12 protein-coding genes are annotated in these 14242 nt (G+C 66.0%); 10 read left to right on the forward strand and 2 right to left on the reverse strand.

What is annotated here, in order from left to right; translation table 11 throughout:
* Positions 1-125: 125 nt before the first annotated feature.
* Entirely contained in the window at positions 126-788 is a 663-nt protein-coding gene (locus tag GRZ55_RS05040) for a TetR/AcrR family transcriptional regulator (protein WP_169285801.1), read from the reverse strand.
* A gap of 76 nt (positions 789-864) precedes the next feature.
* Between GRZ55_RS05040 and GRZ55_RS05045 the strand changes: the two genes are divergently transcribed.
* The 6 genes from GRZ55_RS05045 (at position 865) to purB (ending at position 6059) form a co-directional block, all read left to right on the forward strand.
* On the forward strand, positions 865-1851 hold the full coding sequence (locus tag GRZ55_RS05045; RefSeq protein WP_169285802.1) for an NAD(P)-dependent oxidoreductase: 987 nt from the start codon (positions 865-867) through the stop codon (positions 1849-1851).
* On the forward strand, positions 1848-2426 hold the full coding sequence (locus tag GRZ55_RS05050) for a methyltransferase domain-containing protein (RefSeq protein ID WP_169285803.1): 579 nt from the start codon (positions 1848-1850) through the stop codon (positions 2424-2426). Before GRZ55_RS05045 ends, GRZ55_RS05050 begins: the two co-directional genes overlap by 4 nt.
* A 112-nt stretch (positions 2427-2538) precedes the next feature.
* Positions 2539-2994 (forward strand): Rrf2 family transcriptional regulator, encoded by a 456-nt coding sequence (locus tag GRZ55_RS05055; protein WP_169285804.1) that lies wholly within the window; start codon positions 2539-2541, stop codon positions 2992-2994.
* Positions 2984-3868 (forward strand): NAD(P)/FAD-dependent oxidoreductase, encoded by an 885-nt coding sequence (locus GRZ55_RS05060; RefSeq protein WP_169286021.1) that lies wholly within the window; start codon positions 2984-2986, stop codon positions 3866-3868. The genes GRZ55_RS05055 and GRZ55_RS05060 overlap by 11 nt, the downstream gene beginning before the upstream one ends.
* Positions 3869-3936: 68 nt before the next feature.
* On the forward strand, positions 3937-4671 hold the full coding sequence (locus GRZ55_RS05065) for a DUF2259 domain-containing protein (protein ID WP_169285805.1): 735 nt from the start codon (positions 3937-3939) through the stop codon (positions 4669-4671).
* An 80-nt stretch (positions 4672-4751) separates the two neighbouring features.
* Positions 4752-6059, forward strand: a complete 1308-nt coding sequence (purB, locus tag GRZ55_RS05070; RefSeq protein ID WP_169285806.1) for an adenylosuccinate lyase — start codon at positions 4752-4754, stop codon at positions 6057-6059.
* Positions 6060-6323: 264 nt separating this feature from the next.
* Here the strand turns inward: purB and GRZ55_RS05075 are convergent, their stop codons facing one another.
* On the reverse strand, positions 6324-8618 hold the full coding sequence (locus GRZ55_RS05075; protein ID WP_169285807.1) for a ComEC/Rec2 family competence protein: 2295 nt from the start codon (positions 8616-8618) through the stop codon (positions 6324-6326).
* A gap of 128 nt (positions 8619-8746) precedes the next feature.
* On the opposite strand from GRZ55_RS05075, the gene gltX reads away from it, so the two are divergent.
* The 4 genes from gltX to GRZ55_RS05095 all read left to right on the forward strand — a co-directional run bounded on the left by gltX (position 8747) and on the right by GRZ55_RS05095 (position 14114).
* Positions 8747-10165, forward strand: a complete 1419-nt coding sequence (gene gltX, locus GRZ55_RS05080; protein WP_169285808.1) for a glutamate--tRNA ligase — start codon at positions 8747-8749, stop codon at positions 10163-10165.
* Between the two features lie 161 nt (positions 10166-10326).
* Positions 10327-11616 carry a citrate synthase gene (gene gltA, locus GRZ55_RS05085; protein ID WP_169285809.1) on the forward strand — a complete coding sequence of 430 codons (1290 nt, stop codon included), beginning with the start codon at positions 10327-10329 and terminating at the stop codon, positions 11614-11616.
* 365 nt (positions 11617-11981) lie between these two features.
* Positions 11982-12260, forward strand: a complete 279-nt coding sequence (locus GRZ55_RS23740) for a DUF4212 domain-containing protein (RefSeq protein ID WP_210257225.1) — start codon at positions 11982-11984, stop codon at positions 12258-12260.
* A 12-nt stretch (positions 12261-12272) separates the two neighbouring features.
* Positions 12273-14114: a sodium:solute symporter family protein gene (locus GRZ55_RS05095; protein ID WP_169285811.1), complete on the forward strand. Its 1842-nt coding sequence runs from the start codon at positions 12273-12275 to the stop codon at positions 14112-14114.
* The last annotated feature ends 128 nt before the right edge of the window (positions 14115-14242 follow it).

Below are 14242 nucleotides of genomic sequence, written 5' to 3' on the forward strand. Positions count from 1 at the left end.
GCGTTCGTGCGGATTTCTCGGAAGCGGCCGCAGACTCCCGATTGACGCAGCTTCTGACGCTGCGCGCAAACGTGCCGTCGGCCGAGGGCCGGGCATAGCCGGAGCACGCATGCTCCGATCCCAGATCAAGTAGTCGAGCGACTCCCCAAGGCGCCGATGTGGCCATAGTCGACGCCAGCCTCGAAGGCTCGGCTTAGGGTCGCGACCGTGGCGCGTAGCTGGTCCTCAACAGGCGCGTTCACCTCGATGGCCTGCGCAAGCAGTTGGGGATGAATGAAGGCCGTGACGGCGTCGCGCACAACGCTTGCCGCCGTGGACACGTCGCTGACGTGCCATTCTCCCCGGTCGACACCCTGGGCGATCAGCGTCTCGATCAGCCGGGTCATGCGCTGCGCGTAAGCGAGGATCATGTCCGGCCGCTCGACCAGGATGCGCCGGTACAGGTCGTGGATCTCCCTGTCGCCTGTGAACCGCGCACGCTTGCGATGGTGGATGTCGAGAATGATGAGCAGGAGGCGCTCGGCAGCGGGACCCTCCGCGTCCAGCCACTTGCCCGCAAGTTCCTCCTCTTCGTCCATGGCCTCCTGGACGATGGCGTCCATGACCGCGGCCTTGGAGGGAAAGAACCGATAGAGCGCCGCGTGGCTGACCCCCAGCGCTCTGCCGATATCCACCATGTTGGTCTTGCCCTCGCCCAGTCGACGGACGAGCGCGGTCGCAGCCTCGAGAATTGACGCAGGCGAGATGACGTTCTGCTTTTCCGACATGGCAAAAAAATAGGTTCCCACCACCCTCTTGTCAACAAGTTACAAAATACGTAGATTGTAATTTGTAACACTGATCCGTTGATGAAGAGGCAGAAAAATGACCAAGGCCTTCGTAACAGGTGGCACCGGCTTTCTTGGCGGCCGACTGATAAGGATGCTCGTAGCAAGAGGCTGGCAGGTCCGCGCCCTCCACCGATCTCCCGGTGATGCCGCGAAACTGTCAGCATTGGGTGCCCTGCCGGTGCCTGGCGACCTCGACAGTATCGAGGCGCTGTCACACGGGATCGGCGACGCCGAAGTGGTGTTCCACGCCGCGGCCATGTTCAAACTGTGGGGATCGGCAGAAGCGTTCGAGCGGGCGAATGTCGACGGCACGCGCAATGTGCTGGCGGCGGCGAAGGCGCAGGGGGTCAAGCGTTTCGTTCAGATCGGCGCGGGTGCCGTCGTCATGGGGCCGGGAAAGCACATGCGGGGCGTCACCGAAGAGGCACCGTTTTCCTTGCCCCATTGGGCGCCTTACATCGCCAGCAAGGGACGCGCGCAGCAGATGCTGATGGAAGCCGACGATCCTGCCGGCATGCGCACCGCGATCATCCTTCCCCCGATGATCTGGGGCGCCGGCATGCCCATGATCCGGGAGACCATCCACAATGTGAATGCCGGGAGGTTCAGGTGGCCGGGCGGCGGCAAGAGCCTGATGTCCACCGCGCATGTCGAGAACGTGTGCCATGCCGCCGTGCTCGCGGCCGAAAGCTCGACCGGCGGTCGCGCCTATTTCGTGACCGATGGCAAGGATCGAAGCCTGCGCGAGATGATGGGGACCTTGCTTGCCACGCAAGGCGTCGATCCGGGCAACAGGTCAGCCCCCCTCGGCGTGGCCTGGTTCATGGCGACCGTCATGGAGAATGTATGGCGCACCTTCCGCCTCAAGGGCGAGCCGCCGCTGACGCGCCAGATGCTGCGACTGGTCGGCTACGACTTCACTATGTCCGACCGCCGCGCCCGCGACGAACTGGGATATGCTCCGGTCGTCACCTGGGAACAGGGCGTCGAGGAAATGCGGGCGGGAGCTCTCCGGCCATGAATTCAAGATCCGCATCCTCGGACGCTTTCATCTTCTTTCGCGCATGGAGCCGAAAGCCGCTTCGCGTCGCTTCGATTGTCCCGTCCGGGCAGTCGCTTAGCCGATTGATTACCCAGGAGCTTGACGAGAACTGCGGCCCCGTCATTGAACTTGGGCCGGGTACTGGAGTCTTTACGCGTGCCATCATCGCGCGCGGCGTCGCCGAACAGAACCTCGTTCTCGTCGAAACGGGCCGCGAATTCGTCGACATGCTCTCGCGACGCTTCCCGCGGGCGACCGTCCTCGAGGCCGATGCCGCCGAACTCGGAAGTTTCGGCATTCGCGGCCCGGTCGGCGCAGTGGTGAGCGGGCTACCGCTCCTGTCGATGTCAACGAACCAGGTCGAGGCAATTCTGTCAGGCGCGTTCAGGCATCTCTGTTCCGATGGCTTTTTCTACCAATTCACCTACGGGCCCCGTTGCCCCGTCCCTCGGAAAACGCTCCGCCTGCTGGGACTGGAAGCCAGACTGATCGGACGCGCGTTGCTCAACTTCCCACCCGCATCCGTCTACCGGATATCGCGAAAGCAGCTGTAGACAAGCATTGCAGTCCCTTGTCTGGCTCACTGAAAGCCGTCGGTCCGCAAACCACCCCAAATCCGGCCTCCCCCCCTTGCCCCCCACCCCMTCATGTAATAATCAAAGTTACATGAAACGCGACTCCCGCCTCTCCTCCGTCCTCCACGGCCTCCTGCACATGGCCGACCATGACGGCCCGATGACCTCCGAACAGCTCGCCCAATGCATGGGCACGCATCCCGTCGTCGTGCGGCGCACCATGGGCGGGTTGCGCGAGGCGGGGCTGGTGGCGTCGGAACGCGGCCACGCGGGCGGCTGGCGGATCGTCGCCGATCTCAACAAGGTCACGCTGCGCCAGCTGCACGAGGCCCTGGGCGAGCCCGCCATCTTCGCCATCGGCAACCGCAACCAGAGCCCCCAATGCCTGGTCGAGCAGGCCGTCAACGCAACGCTGAACGATGCGTTCGCCGACGCCGAGGCGCTGCTGCTCGAGCGTTTCGCAAGGGTCACGCTCGCCGATCTCGCCGCCGAATTCAGCCGTCGCTTCGCCAACCACAAATCCCGAAAGAAAAATGATGCAGCATGATGTCATCGTCATCGGCGGCTCCTATGCCGGCATGGCCGCCGCCCTCCAGCTCCTGCGCGCGCGCCGCTCCGTGCTCATCGTCGACGCCGGCCAGCGCCGCAACCGCTTCGCCAGCCACTCGCACGGCTTCTTGAGCCAGGACGGCGCCGACCCGGCCGAGATCGCGCGCACCGCCCGGCGCCAGCTCGAGGCCTATCCCACACTCTCCTGGATCGACGGGACGGCCGCGGCCGCCAGCGGCGAAAAGGACGGCTTTTCGGTGAGCCTGGCGGACGGCTCGGGCCACGAAGCACGCCGCCTGCTCTTTGCCACCGGGGTCGCCGACGGCCTGCCCGAAATCGAAGGCCTCCAGGAGCGCTGGGGCAGAAGCGTCTTCCACTGCCCCTATTGCCATGGCTACGAGCTCGACCGGGGCAGGATTGGCGTCATTGCCACCGGCCCGATGTCGATCCACCAGGCGCAGCTCATCCCCGAATGGGGCGAGGTCACCTTTTTCACCAACGAGGCCATCACGCTCGACACCGCCGCCCGCGCCGATCTGGCGGCGCGCCACGTCACGATCGAGGAAATCCCCATCGCCCGCATCGAGGGCCATGCCGAGATCGTCTTGACCGACGGGCGAGAACTCGCCTTCGCCGGCCTCTTCACCGCCCCCCATGCCACCCCCGCCACGCCCATCGCAGAAAATCTAGGCTGCGCGCTGATGGAAACGCCGATGGGCATCCAGATCCGCACCGACGAGGCCAAGGAGACCACCCTGCCCGGCGCGTTTGCCTGCGGTGATGTCGCGAAGATGCCGCATTCGGTGACGCTGGCCGTCGCCGACGGCGCCTGGGCCGGCGCCAACATCCACCGCACGCTGGTCTTTGCCTGAGGCGCGGGGGACGGCGGGCGCGTCCTGTGCTAGCCTCACCTTGGGATTTTTCGAGCTGGAGGCCTGTCATGCGACCGCTATTCACCGCCCTCGCGGCATTCGTTCTCGCCGCCCTCGCCGCGCTTCCCGCCCGCGCGGGCGATGCCGCCACGCTGGAAATTCTCGGCTTTTCGGCCGATGGCGGCATCTTCGCTTTCGAACAATACGGCGTCCAGGACGGTTCCGGCTTTCCCTATGCCGAGCGTTTCTACATCGATGTCGACAATGACAGCTGGCTGCCTGGCACGCCGATCCGCGTGCGCCTCGACGACGAGCTGGCGTCGGTGGAGCAGGCCCGCCAGGAGGCCCGCGACCAGGCCCAGCCCATCGTCGCGGACGACGAACTGGCCGCCCATCGCGGCTTCACCGCCGGCATGAACCCCGTGACGGAATATTCCGCCGACCCGCACCGCATGGCGGTCAACCCGCGCCCCGTCTTCCCGCCAATCGACGACCCGCTCGAATTCCGCATCGAGGAAGTCACCGTCTCGCCGCCCGAGCGCTGCGAGGGGCTGGGCTGGGACATCAAGGGCTTTCGCCTCATCCGCATCGCGGCCGTTCCCGGCGGCACCACCGAGCTGGTGCACGAGGACGGGATGAGCGTGCCGTCGAGCCGCGGCTGCCCGCTGGGCTACGCGATCGGCGCCATCCAGGCCTATTTCCCGCAAGGTGGCAGCCCGGCCTACGCGGTGCTGGTCGCCATCCGCACCTTCGGCTTCGAGGGCCCCGACCACCGCTGGATGGCCATCGTCGGCAGGCTGTGAGCTCCCGGGCCGCGACGTTGTGATTCCGGGCGGCGTCTGCTACGTCGCCCGCATCTTCCGCACGCCACCCAGGATTGACGATGATCCCGCGCTATTCGCGGCCCGAAATGGCCGCCCTCTGGTCACCCGAGACCAAGTTCCGCATCTGGTTCGAGATCGAGGCCCATGCCTGCGACGCGCTGGCCGAGATCGGCGTCATTCCGAAGGAGGCCGCAAGAACGATCTGGGAAAAGGGCGGCCCCGCCACCTTCGACGTCGAGCGCATCGACGAGATCGAGCGCGAGACCAAGCACGACGTCATCGCCTTTCTCACCCATCTGGCCGAGATCGTCGGCCCCGATGCCCGCTTCGTCCACCAGGGCATGACCTCGTCCGACGTCCTCGACACCTGCTTCAACGTCCAGCTGGTGCGCGCCGCCGACCTCCTGATCGCCGATCTCGACGCCCTGCTCGCAGCACTCAAGAAGCGCGCGCTCGAGCACAAGGACACCGTCACCATCGGCCGCAGCCATGGCATCCATGCCGAGCCGACCACCTTTGGCGTGAAACTCGCCTTCGCCTATGCCGAGTTCGACCGCTGCCGCAAACGCATGGAGCTCGCCCGCGAGGAGATCGCCACCTGCGCGATCTCGGGCGCCGTCGGCACCTTCGCCAATATCGACCCGCGGGTCGAGGAACATGTCGCCGAGAAGCTCGGCCTCAAGGCCGAGCCGGTCTCCACCCAGGTGATCCCGCGCGACCGCCACGCCATGTTCTTCGCCACGCTGGGCGTCGTCGCCTCCTGCGTCGAGCGCCTGGCGACCGAGATCCGGCATCTGCAGCGCACCGAGGTGCTGGAAGTCGAGGAGTATTTCTCGCCCGGCCAGAAGGGCTCCTCGGCCATGCCGCACAAGCGCAACCCGGTGCTCACCGAAAACCTCACCGGTCTCGCCCGCATGGTGCGCGCCTACGCGCTGCCCGCCATGGAAAACGTGGCGCTCTGGCACGAACGCGACATCTCGCATTCCTCCGTCGAGCGCATGATCGGCCCGGACGCCACCGTCACGCTCGATTTCGCGCTGGCGCGGCTGACCGGCGTGATCGAAAAACTGCTCGTCTATCCCGACACGATGGAAAAGAACCTCCACCGCTTCCGCGGTCTCATCCACTCCCAGCGCGTGCTGCTGGCGCTGACCCAGGCCGGCGTAAGCCGCGAGGATTCCTACCGCCTCGTCCAGAGAAACGCCATGAAGGTCTGGGAACAGGGCGCTGATTTTCTGGAGGAATTGCTGGCCGACACCGACGTCCGCGCCGCCCTCTCCGAGGACGATATCCGCGAGAAATTCGACCTCGCCTATCATACAAAGCACGTCGACACGATCTTCGCCCGGGTGTTCGGGTCGGCATAGATCGCCTCCCTCACCCTCCCCTCGATGGGGAGGGTCGGTCCTGAGCTTGTCGAAGGACCGGGGTGGGGTGCTCCGCCGCCATCACCCCCTCCCGCCGCTACGCGGCGACCTCCCCCATCAAGGGGGAGGTAAAGGCAGCCGCAACGCTCCACTCTCCCTTTAGGCGGTGTCTGGCGCCACCGCCCCCTCACCCTCCCCTCGATGGGGAGGGTCGGATCGAAGATCCGGGGTGGGGTGCGCGCCGGTCCAACCGCCACCAGCCCACTACTCCGGACGCCATGGCGCCAGCCCGCGCGCCTCGCGCGAAAAGCGCCGATGTCCGTGCCAGGGCCGGTAGGGTTCGCCGATCGCGTGTTCGATCCGCACGCCCGCGCCCGAAAACGTCACCGCGACGCTGCCGCGCCGCGCCATGTCGCGCTTGGTCAACACGATCGTGCCCGCCCCGCACGGGTTTTCAGCCGTCGCGTCGTCGATCACGATCAGCACCGCCGCTAAACAGAGCCCCCCTGCCCGTTCTGCATCCGGCACATGCGCCACGACCTGCCCCGAAACGCTTCTGGCCACGCAGACATCCTCCTGGCAGGCAAACCCCGCCAGCCCTTCCCCCCGCGCCGCCGCCGGCGTCCAGAAATCCTCCAGTCCCAGCGCCCGCGTCCAGTCCTGCACGGTGAAGGCGTTGGGCCGGTCTCGATTGACCGCCAGCACCTCCGGCGCGGTCCTTACCGCCACCAGGCGCCCGTCCTCCGAGATCAGCACCTCCGGCAGCGTCCGGTCGGTGAGCATCCACGCCCCCAGCACCGCCGGGATCAGCGCGCTCGCCCGCAAGACCGTGGTCGGCAGCGTGGCGAGCACCAGCGCGAGCGTCAGCACCAGCACCCCGCCGGCCGGCAGGATGCCGATCGCGTCGAAGGGAGACCGGTCCGAGACCCAGGCCGCGACCCAATTGACATATGTCAGTCCCGCCCCCATCACCCACAGGAACGGCCCGTCGAGCCCCAACGGCATCGCCAGAACCGAGATGACGGCAAACGGCATGACGATGGCCGTCACCACCGGCATGGCGGCCAGGTTGGCAACCAGTGCCAGCGGCGGCACGCGGTAGAAATGGTAGGCCCCGTAAAGCGCGGTCGCCAGCCCCGCGATGATCGATGTCATGGCCAGCCCGCCCAGAAAATAGAGTATGTAACGCCTGATGCGGGCCGCCAGCGAAAGATTGGCGGGCGGCACGAGGCCCTTCTGATAGCGCCGCGCGCGATGCTCCGACCACGCCGCATAGGCCCCGATCAGCGAGGCCGTGGCCGCAAAAGACATATGAAAGGACGGCCCCGTCACCTCATGCGGCGACACCGCGATGATGATGAGCGCGGCGATCGCCAGATTGCGCATGGTCAGCGCCGCCCGGTCGAAGAGCAGCGCCGTCAGCATTACCGCCAGCATGATGAAGCTGCGCTGGGCGGCGACCGCGGCCCCCGAGATCGCCAGATAGAAAGCGCAGGCCAACAGCGCGGCGAGYGCGGCATATTTCTTGACCGGGTGGCGCGAGGAGAAATCCGGAAACAGCCCGAACGCGATCCTGAAGCCGAGTAGCACCGTGCCGGCCACCAGCGCCATGTGCAGCCCTGATATCGCGAGAATATGCGCCATGCCGGTCCGCCTCAGCGCCTCGGCCGTCTCTTCTGGAATGCCGGCGCGCATGCCCGCGATCAGCGTCGCCGCGATCTCGCCTTCAGGCCCGGCGATCTGCGCGCGCACCCGCTCGGCCAGCGCCAGTCGGATGCTCTCCACCCAGTCGGCCGCCCGCTGGCGGGCCGTGGCCTCGCCCCCCGGCGGCGCCTCCGCCAGTTCCGGATCACGGTAGAAGAATCCGACCGCGCCCAGCCCGTCGAACCAGGCATGAAAGGAGAAGTCGTAGCTGCCTGGCCTGACCGGTCCCGACAGCGGCATCAGCTGCGCGACCCCGCTCACCACGCTTCCCGGATGCGTGCCCGGCGGGACCGCGCGCGCCGAAAGGCGCACCCGCTCGGGCGCGAAGCGCAGTTGAGGCCGTGCGGTGGCAATCAGGTCGAGCGTCAGGCGGATGCGCCCCGAGGCCTGGTGTTCGATGCGCACCACGCGGCCCGTCACGCGCGTGGCGACTTCCGAGCCGTTCATCTGCGTGGCCGCGCGCAGGTTCTCGACCTTGCCCGCCCCGATCCCGGCCAGCAGGAAGAGCATTGCGGCCAGCCCCGCCCGCAGCACGATCGTCTGGCGCAGCGCCAGCAGAAGCACGCAGAGCCCCGACATGGCCAGGAGAAGCGGTAGCCAGGGAGGTTCATGGGCGAGATTGAAATAGACCAGCGCGCCGGCCGCCATCATCACGGGCAGGAAGACGAACCCCGTCCCCCGCTCCCATTCGTCCTCCAGCGCCCGCGTCAGGCGGGCGCGAAATGCGGTCCGGAAGCGGCGGGTGCGCGGTCGCGTCGGGGACCCTGTGTCGGGCGCGAGCGGGTCCCCGGCTGCGTTTCGGCGGCCGTCGAACTGCCGGCGTTCGCCGACGATTTCCGCAGCATCCGCGCTCATGCCGACGTCCCCGGTTGGGGGCGAGCGCTTGCACCCCCGATCCCCTATGCTACATGAACGCCCACGAAACGCCACGTCGCGCCACGGAGGCCCCGGTCCGTCCGCGCGCTCCCATTCCAGGATTTGTCATGACCGCCAACGTCGTCACCCGCTTCGCGCCCTCGCCCACCGGCTATCTGCATATTGGCGGCGCGCGCACGGCCCTCTTCAACTGGCTTTTTGCCCGCCACACCGGCGGCAGGATGCTGCTGCGCATCGAGGACACCGACCGCGAACGTTCCACCGACCAGGCCCGCGACGCCATCCTGGAGGGCCTGTCCTGGCTCGGTCTCGGATGGGACGAAGAGCCGGTCTCGCAATATGAGCGCGCCGACCGCCACCGCGCGGTGGCCCTCGAGCTGCTGGAAAAGGGCGAGGCCTATCATTGCTACGCCAGCCAGGAGGAACTGACCGAGATGCGCGAAAAGGCCCGCGCCGAAGGCCGCCCGCCGCGCTATGACGGCCGCTGGCGCGACCGCGATCCCGCCGAGGCGCCCGAAGGCGTCAAGCCCGTGGTGCGGATCAAGGCGCCGCGCGAAGGCGAGACGATCGTCCATGACAAGGTCCAGGGCGAGGTGCGCTTTCCCAACAAGGATCTCGACGATTTCATCATCCTGCGCTCCGATGGCGGGCCGACCTACATGCATGCCGTCGTCGTCGACGATCACGACATGGGCGTCACCCACATCATCCGTGGCGACGACCACCTGACCAACGCCGCCCGCCAGACCGTCATCTACAAGGCGATGGGCTGGGACGTGCCGGTCATGGCGCATATCCCGCTGATCCACGGCCCGGACGGGGCGAAGCTGTCCAAGCGCCATGGCGCGCTCGGTGTCGAGGCCTATCGCGAGATGGGTTACCTGCCGCAGGCGCTGCGCAACTATCTCGTGCGCCTCGGCTGGAGCCATGGCGACGACGAGGTGATCAGCCTCGACAAGATGATCGAATGGTTTGAGATCGAGGACGTCAACAAGGGCGCCGCCCGCTTCGACTTCGCCAAGCTGGAGGCCCTGAACGGCCTCTACATGCGCCAGTCCGGCGACCGCGAGCTCTATGACGTGTTCCTGGACACGCTACCCCACCTGCCCGATGGCCCCGCTTTGCTCGAGCGGATGGGCGAGACGGGCCGTGCGCGCCTGCTCGCCGCCATGCCCGGCCTGAAGGAACGCGCGAAAACCCTGGTCGAACTGGCCGACAGCGCCGCCTTCCTCTTCGCCGAACGCCCGCTCGCCATGGACGAGAAGGCCGCCCAGATCCTGGCCGATGGCGGCCGCGAGGTCGTCGCCGCGCTGCTGCCGCGATTCGAGGCGCTGGGCGAGTGGACGGCCGCCGCCACCGAGGCCGAGGTGCGCGCCCATGCCGAGGAAGCGGGCCTCAAGCTCGGCAAGGTGGCCCAGCCCCTGCGTGCCGCCTTGACCGGCCGTGGCGTGTCTCCCGGCGTCTTCGACGTGCTTGAGGTGCTGGGACGCGAGGAAAGCCTGGGGCGGCTGCGCGACGCCGGCTAAGCCGACGCAGCGGCAGCACTTTTGCAATGCAACATTGGCCCTTCGCCTTACTTGGCAGGGTTCCTCAAATGCGCTAGCTAGTGCGCGCCGGTCGGCGCAGACGAGATTTCCGACAAAGCGATATTGAGTTCCCGGAGGGATCGAGATTGAAAGGTGCTGAGATGACGAATTCGACCGCAAAGCTGGAATTTGGCGGCAAGTCCCACGAATTCTCGGTTCACAAGGGCTCGGTGGGCCCGGAAGTCATCGACATCAGCTCTCTCTATAAGGAGACCGGAGCTTTCACCTACGATCCCGGCTTCACGTCCACGGCAAGCTGCGAATCGGAGATCACCTTCATCGATGGCGACGAAGGCATCCTGCTGCACCGCGGCTACCCCATCGACCAGCTCGCCGAGCATGGCGACTTCCTCGAGACCTGCTACCTGCTGCTTTATGGCGACCTGCCGACCAAGGTGCAGAAGGAGGATTTCGACTTCCGCGTCACGCGCCACACGATGGTGCATGAGCAGATGAACCGCTTCTTCACCGGCTTCCGCCGCGACGCGCACCCCATGGCGGTGATGTGCGGCGTGGCCGGCGCCATGTCGGCCTTCTACCACGACTCGACCGACATCGCCGATCCGCACCAGCGCATGGTCGCCTCGATCCGCATGATCGCCAAGATGCCGACCATCGCGGCGATGGCCTACAAATACCACATCGGCCAGCCCTTCGTTTACCCGCGCAACGAGCTGAACTACGCCGCCAACTTCCTGCACATGTGCTTTGCCGTGCCGTGCGAGGAATACAAGGTCAATCCGGTCCTGGCGCGCGCCATGGAACGCATCTTCATCCTGCACGCCGATCACGAGCAGAACGCCTCGACCTCGACCGTGCGCCTCGCCGGCTCCTCCGGCGCCAATCCCTTCGCCTGCATCGCGGCCGGCATCGCCTGCCTGTGGGGCCCTGCCCATGGCGGCGCCAACGAGGCGGCCCTCAACATGCTGTCCGAGATCGGCACCGCCGACCGCATCCCGGAGTTCATCGCCCGCGCCAAGGACAAGGATGATCCCTTCCGCCTGATGGGTTTTGGTCACCGGGTCTACAAGAACTACGATCCGCGCGCCAAGATCATGCAGAAGACCTGCCATGAGGTGCTCGACGAGCTCGGCGTCAAGGACGACCCGCTGCTCGAGGTCGCGATGGAACTCGAGAAGATCGCACTGACCGACGAGTACTTCATCGAGAAGAAGCTTTATCCCAACATCGACTTCTATTCGGGCATCACGCTCAAGGCGCTCGGCTTCCCGACCACCATGTTCACCGTACTCTTCGCGGTGGCGCGCACCGTCGGCTGGATCGCCCAGTGGAAGGAAATGATCGAGGATCCCAAGCAGAAGATCGGTCGCCCGCGCCAGCTCTATACCGGCGCGCCGCAGCGCGACTACGTGCCGATCGCCAAGCGCTAGGCCGAATCGCTTTCACGCGCATTCGTTGCGGGGCCGTCCTTCGGGGCGGCCCTCCTTGATTCTGGCTTGGCATGGGGCGCTGCCGGCGCTTTGCCGGCAAGGTACGGGCCGCCTCGCCCGGTCACCGCAAAGCCTTCTGCCGCAAGGCCTCTGCCGATCGCTGCGCCTGCGTCTAATCCCAAAGTCCAATTATGGCGGACCACCCCCGGTGGTATGCATTTCACACGCGCGGAAATCTGCATGCCTGGGGGCAGGCACATCCGTTGGCGGACCCGGCGGCGGAATACTCGGCTGTCGGGGGTGGAGGATGCGGAAGGGGGCGCCGCGGCGCCCGGTTTCGCAACAATCGGAGGGAGGATTCCCAAGTGGCTCAACTCAGTGCGGTAGACCGCGCCGAGCATTGGAGGCGAACGCGCAATCTGATGATCGGGCATCTCGTGGTCTGGTTCATATTCTCATTCGGCGTGCACATGTTCGCCGACCAACTCTATTACGTTAACTTCTTCGGCTGGCCGCTCAGCTACTATCTCGCGGCTCAGGGCTCGCTGATCGTCTTCGTCGTTCAACTGTTCCTGTTCAACAGGCAGCAGAACGCCATCGACGTTCAGTTCGGCGTCGATGAAGCCAGCCACGCAATCAAGTAGGAGGGTCGCCCCATGAAAATGCAATGGGAAGGCGAGTCCTTCATGCAGAACCTGCCGAAGCTGTACGGTCTCTATACCGGCGGCTTCTTGGCATTCTTCGCGCTGATGGCGGTTCTGGAGCAGCTCGGGCTGCCCGCCAACGTCATCGGCATCCTGTTCGTGATGTTCACGATCGGTATCTACGCCTTCATCGGCATCCTCTCGCGCACGATGGCGGTGGAAGCCTACTACGTGGCCGGCCGCTCCGTGCCGCCGGTCTTCAACGGCATGGCCACGGCGGCCGACTGGATGTCGGGCGCCTCCTTCGTCGCCATGGCAGGCGGCGTGTTCATGGCCGGCTATTCCTACATGGCCTTCATCGTGGGCTGGACGGGCGGCTACATTCTCGTGGCCACCCTGATGGCGCCTTACCTGCGCAAGTTCGGCTGCTACACGGTGCCGGACTTCATCGGCACGCGCTACGGCGGAAAGATGACCCGCTTCGCGGCGGTCGTGGTTCTTGTCGTGGCGTCCTTCACCTATGTGACGGCGCAGATCACCGCGACGGGCACCATCGCGGCACGTGCACTGCTCATCCCCTTCGAGGTGGGCGTGTGGTTCGGCCTGGCCGGCATTCTCGTCTGCTCGATGTTGGGTGGCATGCGTGCGGTGACCTGGACCCAGGTGGCCCAGTACATCGTCCTCATCGTCGCCTATCTGATCCCGCTGGTCTGGATGTCGGTGGTGCAGGGTTTCGGCCCGATCCCGCAGTTCACCTACGGGCCGGCAGTCGAGCGCATCATGGAGCTCGAGCCGATACTGGGTGTGGGAACGCCGCCACTTGAGGCGGTACCTGGACTGTCCGCCCTGACGGCACTCCACGCCGACCCGGCGGCAGGCATCATGGCCGCCTGGCAGTTCGTCACGCTGGTGGCCTGCATGATGATCGGTACGGCATCCCTGCCGCACATCCTGATGCGCTACTTCACCACCCCCACGGTGCGTGACGCGCGCAACTCGGTGGCATGGTCGCTGTTCTTCATCTTCCTGCTGTACTTCTCGGCGCCTGCCCTGGCGACCTTCAGCAAGCTCTCGATGATCGACCCGACACTGCCGACGGCGATCATCGGACAGCCCATCGAGGCAGTCATGGCGCTGAGCTGGATCCAGAACTGGAGCGAGATCGGTCTGTTGCGGGTGATCGACCAGAACGGTGACGGCATACTCCAGATCAACGAGTTCTTCCTGAACCCGGACATCATCGTGTTGGCAACGCCGGAAATGGCCGGTCTGCCCTACGTGATCTCAGGTCTGGTCGCCGCTGGCGGTATGGCGGCAGCCATGTCGACCGCCGACGGTCTGCTGCTCGCCATGGCCAACGCCTTGTCGCATGATCTCTACTACAAGATCATCGACCCGAAGGCGGAGACCAGGAAGCGTCTGTTGACCTCGCGCATCCTGCTGCTGGGCATCGGTGCGGCTGGCGCTCTCGTGGCCAGCATGCAGCTCACCGGCATTCTGGGTGCGGTTGCCTGGGCCTTCTGCTTCGCCATGTCCGGCCTCTTCTTCCCGCTCGTCCTCGGCGTGTGGTGGAAGCGGGCGAACCGGCAGGGCGCATTGGCGGGCATGGTCGTCGGCCTCTTCGTCGGCTGGTGGTACCTGCTGGCCGTCCGCAACCCGGACGCCTGGTACGGCATCGCCGCGCCTTGGCTCGGTCTCAACGACCTGCGCTTCGGCATCGTCGGCATCACGGCCAGCCTGGTCGCCATGGTGGCGGTGACATACATGTTCCCGGCTCCCGACCAGGAGACCCAGGACATGATCGACGAGCTGCGCATTCCGAGCGGCAAGACGATCATCGGAGCGACAAGCTGATCGTGCCCTTCTGCACGACAGGCCAGTAACGGATGCCGGGGCGGGGAAACCTGCCCCGGCATTTGACTTGAGAACCAAGCCCTCCACGGGCTAAGGACAAGGACGGCGCGTTGCCCGGGGGCCGTGCC

This window comes from Chelativorans sp. ZYF759 (genome assembly GCF_012911015.1).
GTDB lineage: Bacteria > Pseudomonadota > Alphaproteobacteria > Rhizobiales > Rhizobiaceae > ZYF759.